The sequence below is a fragment of the Bartonella sp. AP58NXGY genome (assembly GCF_042195785.1).
GTDB lineage: Bacteria > Pseudomonadota > Alphaproteobacteria > Rhizobiales > Rhizobiaceae > Bartonella.
The window spans coordinates 27,268-42,697 of the sequence record NZ_JBHIOY010000003.1; the positions used below are offsets into that span (position 1 = coordinate 27,268).

13 protein-coding genes are annotated in these 15,430 nt (G+C 38.5%); 11 read left to right on the forward strand and 2 right to left on the reverse strand.

Annotated features, from left to right (window positions below; translation table 11 throughout):
• The first annotated feature begins 227 nt into the window (after positions 1–227).
• The 4 genes from ACFINC_RS02810 (at position 228) to ACFINC_RS02825 (ending at position 3,916) form a co-directional block, all read left to right on the forward strand.
• The gene (locus ACFINC_RS02810; protein ID WP_375616006.1) at positions 228–869 is read left to right on the forward strand and encodes a ribonuclease HII; all 642 of its coding nucleotides are present in this window, start codon (positions 228–230) and stop codon (positions 867–869) included.
• A complete protein-coding gene (locus tag ACFINC_RS02815; protein WP_375616007.1) occupies positions 866–1,828 on the forward strand; it encodes an L-threonylcarbamoyladenylate synthase in 963 nt (320 codons plus the stop codon). The genes ACFINC_RS02810 and ACFINC_RS02815 overlap by 4 nt, the downstream gene beginning before the upstream one ends.
• 2 nt (positions 1,829–1,830) lie before the next feature.
• Positions 1,831–3,240: an FAD-binding oxidoreductase gene (locus tag ACFINC_RS02820; RefSeq protein WP_375616008.1), complete on the forward strand. Its 1,410-nt coding sequence runs from the start codon at positions 1,831–1,833 to the stop codon at positions 3,238–3,240.
• Positions 3,241–3,388: 148 nt separating this feature from the next.
• The gene (locus ACFINC_RS02825; RefSeq protein WP_375616009.1) at positions 3,389–3,916 is read left to right on the forward strand and encodes a DUF6101 family protein; all 528 of its coding nucleotides are present in this window, start codon (positions 3,389–3,391) and stop codon (positions 3,914–3,916) included.
• Positions 3,917–5,001: 1,085 nt separating this feature from the next.
• Here ACFINC_RS02825 and purD read toward each other — a convergent pair.
• The gene (gene purD / locus ACFINC_RS02830) at positions 5,002–6,276 is read right to left on the reverse strand and encodes a phosphoribosylamine--glycine ligase (RefSeq protein ID WP_375616010.1); all 1,275 of its coding nucleotides are present in this window, start codon (positions 6,274–6,276) and stop codon (positions 5,002–5,004) included.
• Between the two features lie 90 nt (positions 6,277–6,366).
• Here purD and ubiA point away from each other — a divergent pair, with 90 nt between their 5' ends.
• Positions 6,367–7,371 (forward strand): 4-hydroxybenzoate octaprenyltransferase, encoded by a 1,005-nt coding sequence (gene ubiA, locus ACFINC_RS02835; protein ID WP_375616011.1) that lies wholly within the window; start codon positions 6,367–6,369, stop codon positions 7,369–7,371.
• A 482-nt stretch (positions 7,372–7,853) separates the two neighbouring features.
• On the opposite strand, the gene pdxH is transcribed toward ubiA, so the two are convergent.
• Entirely contained in the window at positions 7,854–8,477 is a 624-nt protein-coding gene (gene pdxH / locus ACFINC_RS02840) for a pyridoxamine 5'-phosphate oxidase (protein WP_375609083.1), read from the reverse strand.
• A gap of 321 nt (positions 8,478–8,798) precedes the next feature.
• Between pdxH and ACFINC_RS02845 the strand changes: the two genes are divergently transcribed.
• The 6 genes from ACFINC_RS02845 to dxs all read left to right on the forward strand — a co-directional run bounded on the left by ACFINC_RS02845 (position 8,799) and on the right by dxs (position 15,416).
• Positions 8,799–9,701: a DnaJ C-terminal domain-containing protein gene (locus ACFINC_RS02845; protein ID WP_375616012.1), complete on the forward strand. Its 903-nt coding sequence runs from the start codon at positions 8,799–8,801 to the stop codon at positions 9,699–9,701.
• A 126-nt stretch (positions 9,702–9,827) separates the two neighbouring features.
• Positions 9,828–10,646: an enoyl-ACP reductase FabI gene (fabI, locus tag ACFINC_RS02850; RefSeq protein WP_375606416.1), complete on the forward strand. Its 819-nt coding sequence runs from the start codon at positions 9,828–9,830 to the stop codon at positions 10,644–10,646.
• A gap of 147 nt (positions 10,647–10,793) precedes the next feature.
• Positions 10,794–11,882: a chorismate synthase gene (gene aroC / locus ACFINC_RS02855; RefSeq protein WP_375616013.1), complete on the forward strand. Its 1,089-nt coding sequence runs from the start codon at positions 10,794–10,796 to the stop codon at positions 11,880–11,882.
• A gap of 15 nt (positions 11,883–11,897) precedes the next feature.
• Positions 11,898–13,010 (forward strand): 3,4-dihydroxy-2-butanone-4-phosphate synthase, encoded by a 1,113-nt coding sequence (gene ribB, locus ACFINC_RS02860; RefSeq protein ID WP_375616014.1) that lies wholly within the window; start codon positions 11,898–11,900, stop codon positions 13,008–13,010.
• Positions 13,011–13,017: 7 nt separating this feature from the next.
• Positions 13,018–13,272, forward strand: coding sequence for an exodeoxyribonuclease VII small subunit (locus tag ACFINC_RS02865; RefSeq protein WP_375606413.1), 255 nt, complete (start codon positions 13,018–13,020; stop codon positions 13,270–13,272).
• 236 nt (positions 13,273–13,508) lie between these two features.
• Positions 13,509–15,416 carry a 1-deoxy-D-xylulose-5-phosphate synthase gene (gene dxs, locus ACFINC_RS02870; RefSeq protein WP_375616015.1) on the forward strand — a complete coding sequence of 636 codons (1,908 nt, stop codon included), beginning with the start codon at positions 13,509–13,511 and terminating at the stop codon, positions 15,414–15,416.
• Positions 15,417–15,430 lie beyond the last annotated feature (14 nt).

The window sequence follows — 15,430 nt, forward strand, 5'->3', positions numbered from 1 at the left end:
AACTAAAGAAATCTACTTTTTGTTTTTTAAACAAAATGAATACATGCTAGAATAATTTTTTAGAAGAAAAATGGACAATAGGATACTCTTTATCTCATGGTTTGTTTTTATCTTTTGTGTAAGAATTCGCAGAATGTTTGAAGAACCATTTAAAACTGTAATGCTTGCAAAAAATAAGCAGGCTACAGAAATAAGTGTATATTTGTTGTATTTGTGATTTATCAAAGATGTTTAATGTGCCGCTTCAGCCAAATTTCTCGTGTGAATTGAATTTGCAGAAACAGGGGTTTTTTCATATAGCTGGTGTTGATGAAGTAGGACGGGGTCCTCTCGCTGGACCGGTGGTAACGGCAGCAGTTATCTTGGATAAAGATCATATTCCTGATGGATTAAATGATTCAAAAAAACTCTCTTTTCTTCAACGGAGTAGACTTTATCATGAAATTTTGCAAAGTGCATTGGCGGTTTCAGTTGCTAGTGTTTGCGCTCGTACAATTGATCAATCTAATATTAGACAAGCAACTTTAGAAGCAATGCGTCGCTGTATTAAAGGATTAGCTGTTTCAGCCCACTATGTACTTGTTGATGGACGTGATATTCCCTCTGGGTTGTCTTGTCCCGCAATTGCGTTGATTAAGGGCGATCAGCGTTCGGTTTCAATTGCAGCCGCATCTATTATTGCGAAGGTAACGCGTGACCGGATGATGGAATGTGCAGGACAAGTTTATAAAGGCTATGGTTTAGAGAAGCATGTAGGATATGCAACGTTAGTTCATCGTACGGCTCTTAATAAATATGGTCCAATCGTAGGATTACATCGTTATAGTTTTGCACCACTAAAAGAACGTTATAGGAATGATGTATCATGACGATTCTACCACTCAATAGTGCTTCGATAAAAGAGGCAATAGCGCTTCTTGAACAAGGGAAGTTAGTAGCGTTACCAACGGAAACTGTTTATGGATTAGCAGGCGATGCGACCAATGGGGGGGCAATTTCTTCTATTTATTCTACAAAGGGTCGTCCGAAAATTAATCCTCTTATTGCGCATGTCAGCGGCATCGAAATGGCGGAACGTTATGTTAAAATTGACTTTCTTTCACGCCAATTAATGGAGGAATTTTGGCCAGGACCTTTAACATTGGTTTTGCCTTTAAAGGAACAGCATAATATCCATCCTTTAACGACTGCCGGTTTGAATACATTGGCTATTCGTTTTCCAGACAGTCGTTTTGCGGAAGTTGTACAATATTTTGGACGCCCACTTGCTGCTCCTAGTGCGAATCAATCAGGACGTCTTAGTCCTACTTCCGCTGAGGCTGTTTTTGCATCTTTGGGGGAATCTGTTTCTTTGATATTGGACGGAGGATCTTCTAAAATAGGGCTTGAATCAACGATTATTAAGATTTGTGGTGAAAATATTTATCTTTTGCGTCCAGGGGGGCTTGCGGCTGATGAAATTGAAGAAGTTGTGGGGAAGTCTTTAAAACGGATAGATCAAAGGGCAGCGATTGAAGCTCCTGGGATGTTAAAGTCGCATTATGCTCCCAATGCCACGGTTCGTTTGAATGTAGAAAAGGTGGAAAGTGGTGAAGCGCTTTTAGCATTTGGTTCAAAGCGTGTTATGGGGGCTGAAAATGCTGTTTCTATTTTAAACCTTAGCGAAGATGGAAAATTGGAAGAGGCAGCCTCTCATTTATTTCAATATATGAAGGAATTAGATTCATTTAAAGTGAAATGTATCGCAGTAGAACCTATTCCATCATACGGATTAGGAGAGGCTATCAATGATCGTCTTATACGGGCTGCGGCTCCAAAGGAGAAATGAACATGGAGCAGGAATTAATTGAGGGGTTTAGGAAAATTGTTGGTGCTAAGCATGCTATAACAGATCAAGCGTTTATTGCGCCGTATTTGCTTGAAGAGCGTGGGCTTTTTCATGGAAAAACACCTTTACTTTTACGCCCATCTTCTTGCGCAGAGGTCTCTTCGATTATGCAGTTAGCGAGCAAAACGCGCACACCGATTGTGCCACAGGGTGGAAATACAGGGCTTGTGGGGGGACAACAACCAGATGAAAGAGGAGGGAGCGTTCTTTTATCCATGGAGCGATTAAATAAGATTAGAGCTATAAATATTGAAGGAAATTTTGTTGTTGTAGAGGCTGGTGTTATTTTACAGGATTTACAGAAAAAAGTGGATGAATCAGGTCGTTTTTTCCCTCTTTCTTTGGCATCTGAAGGTTCTTGCCAAGTAGGAGGAAATCTTTCGTCGAATGCTGGAGGGACAGCTGTTTTAGCCTATGGCAATATGCGTGATCTTTGTCTTGGTTTAGAAGTTGTTTTACCGGATGGGCGGATTTTAGATGATTTGCGTTTTGTTAAAAAAGACAATAGCGGTTACGATTTAAAAAATCTTTTTATTGGTGCAGAAGGCACATTGGGCGTTATAACCGCAGCCGTTTTGAAGATTTTTCCAAAAATAAAAGGAAAAGCAGTTGCTTTGGTGGGATTATATAGTCCGGCGAAGGCTTTAGAGTTTTTATCTCTGGCTCAAGAATATGGAGGAGGGATGTTGACAGGTTTTGAGCTTATGTCAAAGCTCAGTTTGCAAATGGCTTTAGATTATAAGATGTGTGAGAAGCTTCCTCTCCAGCAGAAACATGAATGGTATGTATTAATGAACATTTCATCGTTGCAAGGCAATGATGAGGCGTTATCGGTATTGAGTACTATTTTAGAAGAAGCTTTAAAGAATGCGGTGATAGAAGATGCAGTTGTTGCGCAATCTTTAAAACAGCAAGATTTTTTTTGGCAATTGCGAGAAAGTATATCATCGGCACAAAAGTTGGCGGGAGGATCTATTAAGCACGATATTGCAGTACCGCTTGCTTCCATTCCTGATTTTATTGCTGAAGCAGCACTTATTGTTGAAGATATTTCTCCAGGAGCACGGGTGGTTTGTTTTGGACACATGGGTGATGGAAATTTGCATTATAATGTTACACAACCTGTAGGAGTTGATACGACAGTATTCTTGCAGTTATGGTCAAAAATGAACCATCGCATTCATAGTTTAGTGATGGATTATAAAGGTGCATTTTCTGCTGAGCATGGAATTGGTCAGCTTAAGCGCGAAGAACTTCGTTCTTTTAAATCATCGGTCGCATTAGATATTATGCAAGGAATTAAGGAAACGCTCGATCCTTTAGGAATAATGAATCCCGGAAAAGTATTATAATTCAAGAATGGTGAATTTTATCATTTATTTTTGTTTAGATTTTAATAACCAAAAAAGAAACCAGTTGTTTTTTATTCAAACTTTTAATAATCCAATGAGAAAAAGCTGCTAAAGGGTGTATGTTATTTAATAAATTGGGATAATGTATATGGCTAATCAATGCTTTAATCAGGCAAAAGCGGTGCTTGAATTTCGGTTAGATCCGTGCCATTTGCCACAAACGACGACATATTTTTCATCCAAAACGGGCAATCAGGTTATTTGTTCGTTAAATGAGCGTGGTGTTTCTTTTAAAACGGATATGCCTTCAAGCTTATCGCATTTAATACCCCCTTATCATTTCAAAGGAATTGCAGCACGCACCGTAAAAACGCGTTCAGGAGAAAGAGCCGTTGCATTAGAGTTACTTCATGCAGATGAGGAAGCTTGTATCCCGCTTTTGGTTTCCAGAGATTTGAATAATGTTCTTTTGGATTGGCGATTATGGGCGGATACTTATAGCCTTCCCATGCTTATGATTAATGAAAATAATCGCATTGTGGTTGTGAAAGATCGTTCTGATTTACATCGATTTTTTTGTACAACATCGTATTCTAGACAAAAGCGTTTTTTACTTCGTTATGGCAATCCGTTAGGCTTGCGTTTGGTGATTGCGAATCGAATTGCACTCCAGTAATATTAACATGCATTCATTGTTGTACTACCGTCAGCATTTATCTTGTTGTGCCGTAAAACATCGTTGTTTGGGGCGGTAACATAAGGGGTGTAAACTTCGCACATGAAGTGTTTTTAGAAGATATGGCGAATATTCTTAAGTTTGCTTGTCGGTTTTTGTGTAAGTGCAGCATATGAGTGGGAAGCAAGAGGACCCCGCTCAATGAGAATCCAGACTTTTACAGACGGGATTTGGTGTGACTTTTGGTTCTTGAAAACAAAGAGGAAGTCAATGATTGTAAATGAGAGTTTTTTGACACCATACATTGGCAGCAGAAATCTATTATGTAAAACGCTTTTTTCGGAGAGGTGAAAACGGCTTTCGTAACAATAGAAACTGTTTTTTGCGGTATAATTTTGGGTTTTTGCCACATTATTAAAACATTAGAAAATTACTGGAAGTGTTTTTGAATTTTTTTTAATAAATCATTTCTCCATTTTGAATGAGAGCTTTGAATATTGCAGAACATTCTTATTTCATCTCTCTTTTATAATCAAAATCATTTAGATAGAAAGGGTTATCGTAATATTGAGAGTTGGAAAATACAAAGATGGTATCGGTTTTTATCTTTATTCCAGAAAGATGGCAGAATGGATTTATACTATTTGCAGGTAGTGTCGTAAAATGGGAGTGATGAGCATGAGAGATATTGTTTAAGAGTTTGTATGTGAATAACATAACTATCTTTTTTGGGCATTTTATTTTTCGTAAAAGCGGAATTTCATTAAAAAACGCGATAGATAAAAGAAATGATAGTATATATGTTTTTCTTCAGGATTTTATAAGAAAGAAAGTGTTTATAAAAATGATGAGAAAATACGTTTAAAGTAAATACAACAGTAAAATGATCATTTTATATTACATTCTCAGATTCAGAAATTTTTCCTATTTTATCATGAGTAGATATCCTATTTACAATATTTGATTGTTCAAAAGAAAGCACACTCATTTTTTCAAAATTATGGTCAACGTAAAACAGTGAGAAAATTTGTGTGTCATGCTCTTACGTGAAATCATCAAATCGTAAAAAAGAATAGTCAAAGGATTTAATTTTCTCGCGCAATAGCTCGCCATCCGATATCGCGACGAACAAAACCCTCTGGCCAAACAATATAATCAACGGCTTCATAAGCACGTTTTTGTGCTTGCGTAATCGTTTTTCCTGTTGCTGTTATATTGAGAACACGTCCACCATTTGCAATGAGTTGTCCATTTCGTAATGCTGTACCAGCTTGAAAAACTTTCACATCGGGAAGAGTATCTACTTTATCAACGTTACGAATAACAGTTCCTTTTTGGGGAGAGTCTGGATAACCATTAGCAGCCATAACAACGGTGAGAGCAGTCTTTTCAGACCACTGAAGAGGTTTATTTTCAAGATTTCCTTGAGCTGCGGCAAGAAAAATTGGTAGAATATCATCTTTAAGGCGCATCATTAAAACTTGACATTCAGGATCCCCGAATCGTACGTTAAATTCAATTAATTCGGGTCCTTTTTGCGTTATCATCAAGCCGACGAAGAGAATACCTCTAAAGGGGGCGCCCATTTCGTTCATGCTTTTTAAAGCTGGTTCAACAATTTCTTTAAGGGTACGATACACTATTTCTTGGGTCATGATGGGTGCTGGTGAATAAGCACCCATACCACCGGTATTTGCTCCAGTATCTCCATCTCCTACACGCTTATGATCTTGAGCAGATCCAAAGGGAAGAGCAACTTTACCATCACAAAGGCAGAAGAAGCTTGCTTCTTCACCTTCCAGAAAAGATTCTACAACAATTTTGTTTCCTGCATCCCCAAATGCACTTTTGAAGCAGGCATCAACAGCGTTAAATGCTTCTTCTATAGTTGTTGCAACCACGACACCTTTGCCGGCAGCTAAGCCATCAGCTTTAATAACAATGGGAACACCTTGTTGATGAATGTAAGCTTTGGCTCTAGCGGCATCATTAAAGCATTGGTAACTTGCTGTAGGAATGTTATTCTTATGACATAAATCTTTTGTAAAAGCTTTTGAACCTTCTAGTTGAGCAGCTTTTTGAGTAGGACCAAATACACAGATGTTAGCGCTATTAAGAGAATCTGTTATACCTGCAACCAATGGTGCTTCTGGTCCTACAATCACAAGATCAATAGAATGTGCTTTACAAAAATCAATAATAAGGGGGTGATCATCAATGTCTAAATTAATATTTTCACCAAATTCTGTTGTTGCAGGATTTCCAGGAGCACAATATAACTTTGTTAACAGTGGTGATGCTGCTATTTTCCATGCTAAAGCATGTTCTCGTCCACCTGAGCCAATAAGAAGAATATTCATTGCTTGCTCCTCTCATAGAAGATGATTAATTTCATCTCCTTCTCATAAGAATGAAATGTCTCTATCGCAAGACTAAAGGTAAATCATTTGATGAAAAAAAATAAAAATATCGCACCTGTTCAGTCCTATAATAGCCAAGGACGGGTTATGGATGCATCTTCCAAACAATGGGTCTACAGTTTACTTCCCTGTTCTTTATGGTTTTATGCGCAATTGGCGCGTTGGGATCGGCCTATTGGATGGCAATTGTTGATGTGGCCTTGTTTTTGGTCAACAACAATGGCTTTTCTCTCTTATGAAATGCATTATGATACTCTTTCATCAATGTTGCTTCATTGGGTTTGGTATCTTTTTCTTTTTTTTCTAGGATCCATCGCTATGCGAGGGGCAGGATGTACTTGGAATGATCTTATTGACCATAAAATCGATTCTCAGGTAGAAAGAACACGTTCTCGCCCATTGCCGACAGGTCATGTGAGTCGGTTTCAAGCAAGAGTTTTTATACTTGTGCAATGTTTGGTTGGTTTAGGCGTTTTATCACAATTTAATAGGTTTAGTTTTTTTCTAGGTATTTCGTCATTGATGGCTGTTGCATTTTATCCTTTTATGAAACGCGTAACATATTGGCCGCAGTTTTTTTTAGGCGTTGCATTTAATTGGGGGGCATTAATGGGGTGGGCTGTTGTCTTTGGAAGTTTAAGCTGGTCACCGATTTTGCTTTATGTGGGATCAATTTTATGGACCATAGGATATGATACAATCTACGCCCATCAAGATAAAGAAGATGACGCTACGGTTGGTGTGCGTTCTACAGCACTTCTCTTTGGTAAAGAAACCAAGCGTGCTTTAGTATTTTTGTATGGTGGTTTTGTACTGTTCGTGAGTTTAGCATTTTATTTAGCTGAAGTCCCTGTTCTTAGTTTTTTGGGGATTTTTGTGGCAAGTATCCATATGTTTATTCAAATTAAAGTTATTGATATAGATGACAGTGCACAATGCCTCAGGCTTTTCAAATCTAATTCGCTTATTGGTCTTGTGATTTTTGCTGGTTTAGTATGTGGTGGTATATGGATGATGTTTTATCCTACAGCTTAACAACAAATTAGATAAAATCATATATTCTGATGATGAGGAGAGGAATGAAAATACAAAGATACTTTCATTAATTTTAAAGTGTATTATTTTTTCATGTTCAAAGTTTTTTGTATTTTATGATTAGTTTTATTCCAGATCTTTCTGGTTTGAAATAACGATTTTTTCAAATTTTATTGAAATAAAAATAGACTTTAGGAGGAATGAACAACTTTTTTAATTGAAAGTGCACTTTCTCTTATCAGAAATTACAAAAGTAAAATCATAATTTTTGCTGAATACCGTGTTTTCTCTTAAATAAGCTTGTTGCTCATCTATTGTCTTCAAGCAATGCAGTAGGAGATATTATCAACCAACTTTTATAGTGAAAATAAAACTTTTCTATTGAATGGAAACTAATCATTTTGTTTTAGAAATTTGCAAATAGAAAATAGTCATTGAACCCTTAGGAAGACAAAATCTTCATAACGATAAAGCTTGAAGGATTAGGGATAAAGTTTTTGTTTTTTCCAATTGCTGTGTTCAACACAATCACGCGTAAAAAGCAGACGATCATGTAAACGAAATGGGCGATCACACCAGAATTCTATAGAAAGGGGTTTAACACGAAAACCAGACCAATACGGTGGTCGTGGAATATTGCCTACTGCATAACGTGCAGTATATTGAGCAATTGCTTTTTCGAGCACAAAACGATTGTCTAATGGTTGAGATTGTTTAGATGCCCATGCCCCAATTCGACTCCCACGTGGTCGCGATTGGAAATAGGCATCGGCTTCCTGTTGACTTACTTTTTCAACAATGCCTCTAATTCTGACCTGACGACGGAGCGATTTCCAATGAAAACCTAAGGATGCCTTCATTGATTTTAAAATTTCTTGTCCTTTACAGCTTTCATAATTGGTATAGAAGACGAAGCCTTGAGGACTGTAGTCTTTGAGGAGAACCATACGAACATTAGGAAGTCCTGTTTCGTCAACTGTTGCGAGCGCCATAGCATTCGGATCATTTATTTCGCTTATTGTTGCCTCTTCAAGCCATTTTGCAAAAAGTTCAAAAGGTTTTTGCATTTGCATAAAATGATCATCTGTTGGTATTTTATCGCTCATAGTGTCTCCAAATGTCAGCGAGCATGGGTAAGGCATTTTCTTATTTACTTTGTCATCTCGAAGTAAAGTAGCATTTTTTCCTATTTTCAAAAAGTCAATGCTATCGTGTATTTTTATAGTGGTTTCATTATTTTTGTCTTTAGCATAGACGATAATGAGCTATATTAAATAAATATCTCATTTTATCTGGTATTTTAGTTTATTGATAGACATATAAAGAAAGAAGAAATTATTCTCTGGAATAGATTGATAAAGCTATGAGGGATATTGAAAACATATCCGTTGATATTTTGAAAACGAAAAAATTGAAAAGAGGGCAATATGCGTGATCCCTACACGATTCTGGGTGTGGCACGTACCGCAAAATCGCAAGAGATTAAATCAGCATTTAGAAAATTAGCAAAGAAGTATCATCCAGATCACAATAAAGATGATGCAAAGGCTAAAGAAAAGTTTGCTGAAATTAATCAAGCTTATGAAATTATAGGTGATAAAGATAAAAAAGCACAATTTGACCGCGGTGAAATTGATATGGAAGGAAAACCGCTTTATCAAGCCTATGGTGCTGGTGAGAATTTTAACAATAAACAAAATCCTTTTTCAGGAAGAGCGAGAGGATTTGATTTTTCCTCTTCAGGTGGTGCAAGTTTTGATGCGAGTGATATTTTTCGCGATCTGTTTGGGGGAGGCGGTAGCTTTTCGAATTCCACACACTATAATCGCCCTCAACAAGGAGCACATGTTCGTGCTAATCTTGCCATAACATTAGAGCAGATGGTTGGCGCAGAAAAGGTGGAAGCCGTTTTTCCTAATGGAAAAAAGTTAAAAATTAAACTTCCAGATTATATTGAAGACGGGCAAACTATTCGTTTAAAAGGTCAGGGAGAAGAGGTTCCTCATGGGCAAGCAGGAGATGCATTGATAACCATTCAGATTCAAAAACATCCTCGTTTTCGGGTTGAAGGAAGGGCGCTTCATCTTGATTTACCAGTTTCTCTTAAACGTGCTGTTTTGGGAGCAAAAGAAGAAGTTGAGACATTGGAGGGACGTGTGGTTTTAACGATTCCTGCTTGGTCAAGTTCTGATCGCGTTTTGCGGTTGAAAGGAAAAGGACTTCGTTTAAAAAATGGTACAAGAGATGATCTTTATGTGCATGTTCGTATTATGTTGCCGGAAGGTGAAAATGCTGCGCTAGAACAGTTTTTGCAAATGCAAAAGGATTAGTTTTAAAAAATTTATATATAAGGCATAGTTTTTGCTTGATTTCAAACCAATTACTTGAAGAAAAAGTTGACCTGTGTCATAGGCAAATGAATAATATTAATTTTAAGTAACAATGGGGCAGTGCTAATGGCTAAGGGTAATGGTTTGTTGTACGGTAAGCGTGGCTTAATTTTAGGGTTGGCCAATAATCGCTCCATCGCTTGGGGGATTGCTAAAGCGGCGAGTAGCGCAGGGGCAGAGCTTGCTTTCACCTATCAGGGTGAAGCCATGAAAAAGCGTGTTGAGCCTTTGGCTGAAGAATTAAAGGGATTTGTTTGTGGACATTGTGATGTTTCTGACAGTGCTTCTATTGATTCAGTCTTTAGAGCCATAGAGAAGAAATGGGGCAAACTCGATTTTTTAGTTCATGCTATTGGTTTTTCTAATAAAGATGAATTAAGTGGTCGTTATGTTGATATCAGCGAATCAAATTTTATGATGACCATGAATATTTCCGTTTATTCCCTAACAGCTCTAACAAAGCGTGCAGAAAAGTTGATGCCGGATGGCGGTTCAATCTTGACACTGACCTATTATGGTGCGGAAAAAGTTGTTCCCAATTATAATGTAATGGGGGTTGCTAAAGCAGCTCTTGAAGCGAGCGTGAAGTATTTAGCGGTAGATTTAGGTCCCAAAAATATTCGTGTTAATGCGATATCTGCTGGACCGATTAAAACGTTAGCAGCTTCAGGTATTGGTGATTTCCGTTATATTTTAAAATGGAATGAATATAATGCTCCATTACGCCGTACAGTAACAATTGAAGAGGTTGGTGATTCTGCTCTTTATTTTCTTTCAGATTTGTCTCGTTCTGTTACTGGTGAAGTTCATCATGTCGATTCGGGTTATAATATCATAGGTATGAAAGCAGTTGATGCACCAGACATTTCTGTCGTTAAAGAATAAAGTTTGGTTTATAGGGTTTTATTGAACAGCGGTAATTTGACCAAATTAAAAGCGGCTGAGAGTATTTTGGAACAAAGAGCTGTCTTGTGTATAACTCAACATATGTTGTCGTTGGCATATATTTGACAGAGAAACGGATCTTTTTTCATGTCGCATAATACATTTGGTCATTTGTTTCGTGTAACCACATGGGGAGAAAGTCATGGTGCTGCTCTTGGTTGTGTCATTGATGGTTGTCCGCCTGGAATTATTTTTACTCTTGCAGAAGTTCAAGCTTATCTTGATAAACGGAGACCAGGACAATCCGTATATACAACGCAGCGACGCGAATTGGATCAAGTAGAAATCCTTTCAGGAGCTATCGCTCAGGACGATGGGACGGCATTGGTTACAACAGGTACACCAATTTCTCTGTTGATTAGAAATACAGATCAGCGTTCGAAGGATTATAGCTCGATTGCCCATCAATATCGTCCAGGACACGCGGATTATACTTATGATATTAAATATGGCCTTCGTGATTTTCGAGGAGGAGGGCGTTCTTCGGCACGGGAGACAGCAGCACGTGTTGCAGCGGGTGCATTTGCACGTAAAATTGTTCCTGGTTTGGTGGTTCGAGGAGCAGTGATAGCAATTGGTCCTCATAATATTAATCGTGATCGTTGGGATTGGTCAGAGGTTGATAAGAATCCTTTTTTTACACCTGACACAGAGATGGTTCACATTTTTAGTGATTATATCAGTAAACTCCGTAAAGAGGGGACATCTGTTGGTGCTGTTGTTGAGATCATTGCAGAAAATGTTCCGGCAGGTTTAGGAGCACCTATTTACGCAAAACTAGATCAAGATATTGCATCCTTCCTTATGTCGATTAATGCAGTAAAAGGAGTTGAAATTGGGGATGGTTTTGCGGCAGCCCGCATGAGGGGAGAAGAAAATGCCGATGAAATGCGGATGGGAAATGATGGAAAACCACTTTTTTTATCCAATCATGCTGGTGGTATTTTAGGGGGAATATCGAGTGGACAGCCAATTGTTGCACGTTTTGCTGTCAAGCCTACTTCATCAATTTTAACGCCTCGTCGCTCTATTGATGTTGATGGTCATGATGTAGATGTTATAACGAAGGGACGTCATGATCCATGTGTTGGGATTCGCGCTGTTCCTGTTGGTGAAGCGATGGTTGCTTGTGCTATTGCTGACCATTATCTAAGACATCGCGGTCAAGTTGGGTGATTGAAAAGGTGAATAATGGTGTATGATGAAGAAAAAATTGTTTCTGCACTTAAAGCTTTTGAACGCGGTGAAATTGTTGTGGTGACAGATGATGATGACCGTGAAAATGAGGGTGATTTAACTGTTGCTGCTGTTCATTGTACAGAAGAAAAGATGGCATTCATCATTCGCCACACAACAGGGATTGTTTGTGCACCTATGCCAAAAGAAGAAGCAAAACGGTTTCATCTTGCTCCTATGGTGCCAGATAATAATTCAGCACATCGGACTCAGTTTACTGTTACTGTTGATTTTAAACACGGCATAACAACAGGGATTTCAGCGCATGACCGTACATTAGCTGTACGTAATCTTGCGAATTCAGATGCAAGCGCGGATGATTTTGTTCGTCCAGGACATATTTTCCCTTTGATTGCGCATGAAGGGGGTGTTCTTATGCGTTCAGGTCACACGGAAGCGGCTGTTGATTTATGTAAATTAGCTGGTTTACCGCCAGTTGGTGTTATTGGTGAGTTGGTTAATGATGATGGCAGTGTTAAACATGGAGATGGAGTTACAAAATTTGCACAAGAACATCGATTGCATATGATAACGGTTGCGGATTTAATCGCTTATCGTCAGCGTAAAGAAATCTTGATCAGGCATATTGGAGAAATGCCTATCGAAACATCAATAGGCCCAGCTGTTGTGCAAAGTTATCAACTTCCTTGGGAAACAGTTCAGCATGTTGCAATCGTTTTTGGTGATATTCGTGATGGTGAAAATATTCCTGTGCGTTTGCATCGTGAAAACATTATGAATGATGTTTTTGGTCAAGCGTCAGATGTTACCGCTATCATGCAGCGTATGATGGAAAAAGAAAAACGGGGTGTTTTTGTTTATTTACGTGAAGGATCAGTTGGTATTGATGAAAAATCAGCTATGAGCATTCAGGAAATGGCAAAAGACGGTTCAGAAAACCATATACAGGCAATTGAACGTGAAGAAGAATGGCGCCAAATTGGTTTAGGGTCACAAATTTTGAAACATTTAGGAATCAGTTCTGTTATTGTTTACGCTTCTAAAGAGCGTCGTTATGTAGATTTAGAAGGTTTTGGAATTCGTATATCCAGAATAGATATTTTGTGAGGTTCATATGAAAAAAGAAATACAAGAGGGGGATATTACGACCTTAAGTTTTGAACAAGCGCTGAAGCAACTTGAAGTTATTGTTGAAAATTTGGAACGTGGCGATGTGCCTTTGGAACAATCCATAGATATTTATGAACGTGGTGAAGCGCTTAAAAAACATTGTGAAAAACTCTTGAAAGTTGCTGAAGCTAAAGTTGAAAAAATTCAACTTTCAGAGGGAGGTTCTCCAGAAGGAGTAGAACCACTTGATGCTCAATAATATTAAACTATTTTTGGATATTTATTGCGGGATTAAGCAGTGCAATAACCTTATTTATAGAAAGCAAATTTTATTGGTTTCTTTTTTATAAAATAAGTTAAAAATGAGAAAAATCATAAATCATCTCAAATAGAGATTTTTCAGTAAAAAAGATGCAAAACTGTCAATAAAAGAGTAGAGAAGATGTATTTTTATCGTTGCGTTCTCTTGAGTTAAGGTAATAGGAGGGAGTTTTTTTGTCTCATATCTTAACACCATTGCTTGACCGTGTTTGTTTCCCGCAAGATTTGCGGGCTTTGCCTGAGTCTGATTTGGTACAGTTGGCTAATGAGTTGCGGGCAGAAACAATTGATGCGGTTTCTGTAACAGGTGGTCATCTTGGGGCAGGACTTGGTGTTGTTGAGCTCACTGTTGCATTACATTATGTTTTTAATACACCAGAGGATAGGATTATTTGGGATGTTGGTCATCAAACCTATCCACATAAGATTTTAACGGGGCGTAGAGAAAAAATACGTACATTACGTCAAGAGGGAGGATTATCAGGTTTCACAAAACGTTCAGAAAGTATGTATGATCCATTTGGAGCGGGCCATTCGTCTACTTCTATTTCGGCGGGGCTTGGCATGGCGGTAGCGAGTGCTTTGAAGGCAGAGACAAGACGCAATATTATCGCTGTTATTGGTGACGGTGCAATGTCTGCGGGCATGGCTTATGAAGCAATGAATAACGCTGGTGCTTTGGATGCGCGCTTGATTGTTGTTCTTAATGATAACGATATGTCTATTGCACCGCCTACAGGTGCTATGAGTGCACATCTTGCACGACTAGTTTCTCGTCCTGCTTATCGTCATTTGCGTGAACGTGTAAAGATGTTGAGCGAAAAATTGCCAAAGTTTTTTTTGGATAAGGCACGCCGTTCAGAGGAATTTGCGCGTAGTTTTTTGGTTGGGGGAACGTTATTTGATGAGCTTGGCTTTTATTACGTGGGCCCCATAGATGGGCACAATTTAGGGCATTTATTACCCGTTTTAAAAAATATTCGTGAATGTCCTAATGGTCCAGTTTTGGTGCATGTCGTAACCCATAAGGGAAAGGGATATCCACCTGCAGAAGCATCTTCTGATAAATATCATGGTGTTAATCGTTTTGATGTTACGACAGGAAAACAGGTTAAAGTATCAAGTAATATTCTACCCTATACCAAGGTATTTTCTAAAGCTTTATCAGAAGAAGCGCGCCATGATGATAAGATTGTGGGCATAACAGCAGCGATGCCAACAGGGACAGGCCTTGATGCTTTTGCGGAAAAATTTCCTGAAAAAATGTTTGATGTTGGTATTGCTGAGCAACATGCCGTAACTTTTGCGGCAGGACTTGCTTGTGAAGGGTATAAGCCTTTTGTTGCAATTTATTCTACTTTTTTACAGCGTGCTTATGATCAAATTATTCATGATGTATCAATTCAAAAATTACCGGTACGTTTTGCTATTGACCGAGCAGGTTTTGTGGGGGCAGATGGTGCAACACATGCTGGAAGTTTTGATATTGTTTTTTTGTCCACTCTTCCTGAGTTTGTTGTTATGGCACCTTCTGATGAACTTGAATTGATGCATATGGTGCGTACAGCTGCAGCCTATGATCAGGGTCCCATTTCTTTTCGTTATCCACGTGGTGAGGGTCTTGGTATAGATTTACCGCAACGTGGTGAGTTGTTAGAAATTGGAAAAGGGCGCGTTCTGCGTGAAGGAAATAGGATTGCTTTGGTTTGTTTTGGCACGCGGATGTCAGAAGTGTTGCAAGCTGCTGATGCGTTGGAGGCTGAAGGATTATCTACAACAGTTGCAGATGCACGGTTTGCAAAACCTTTAGATAAGGATTTGATGCGTCGTTTGGCACATGAGCATGAAGTTTTGGTGACAATTGAAGAAGGTGCAATTGGTGGGTTTGGAGCACACATATTACAATTTTTAGCGCAAGAAGGGCTCTTAGAGCATGGTTTGAAAGTTCGTACACTAAAACTTCCTGATGAATATTTGAGTCATGGTTCACCAGAAAAAGTTCTTTCACGTGTCGGACTTGATGCTATGGGTATTTTAAACACGGTTTTTACTGCTTTGGGACGCGAGATTCGAACAGGATAGAAAATTCGAGTATG

Excerpts from the sequence above, each read along its gene's own strand:
- ACFINC_RS02810 (WP_375616006.1), top strand. The coding sequence starts at position 228 with ATGTTTAATGTGCCGCTTCAGCCAAATTTCTCGTGTGAATTGAATTTG.
- ACFINC_RS02815 (WP_375616007.1), top strand. The coding sequence starts at position 866 with ATGACGATTCTACCACTCAATAGTGCTTCGATAAAAGAGGCAATAGCG.
- ACFINC_RS02820 (WP_375616008.1), top strand. The coding sequence starts at position 1,831 with ATGGAGCAGGAATTAATTGAGGGGTTTAGGAAAATTGTTGGTGCTAAG.
- ACFINC_RS02825 (WP_375616009.1), top strand. The coding sequence starts at position 3,389 with ATGGCTAATCAATGCTTTAATCAGGCAAAAGCGGTGCTTGAATTTCGG.
- purD (WP_375616010.1), bottom strand. The coding sequence starts at position 6,276 with ATGAATATTCTTCTTATTGGCTCAGGTGGACGAGAACATGCTTTAGCA.
- ubiA (WP_375616011.1), top strand. The coding sequence starts at position 6,367 with ATGAAAAAAAATAAAAATATCGCACCTGTTCAGTCCTATAATAGCCAA.
- pdxH (WP_375609083.1), bottom strand. The coding sequence starts at position 8,477 with ATGAGCGATAAAATACCAACAGATGATCATTTTATGCAAATGCAAAAA.
- ACFINC_RS02845 (WP_375616012.1), top strand. The coding sequence starts at position 8,799 with ATGCGTGATCCCTACACGATTCTGGGTGTGGCACGTACCGCAAAATCG.
- fabI (WP_375606416.1), top strand. The coding sequence starts at position 9,828 with ATGGCTAAGGGTAATGGTTTGTTGTACGGTAAGCGTGGCTTAATTTTA.
- aroC (WP_375616013.1), top strand. The coding sequence starts at position 10,794 with ATGTCGCATAATACATTTGGTCATTTGTTTCGTGTAACCACATGGGGA.
- ribB (WP_375616014.1), top strand. The coding sequence starts at position 11,898 with ATGGTGTATGATGAAGAAAAAATTGTTTCTGCACTTAAAGCTTTTGAA.
- ACFINC_RS02865 (WP_375606413.1), top strand. The coding sequence starts at position 13,018 with ATGAAAAAAGAAATACAAGAGGGGGATATTACGACCTTAAGTTTTGAA.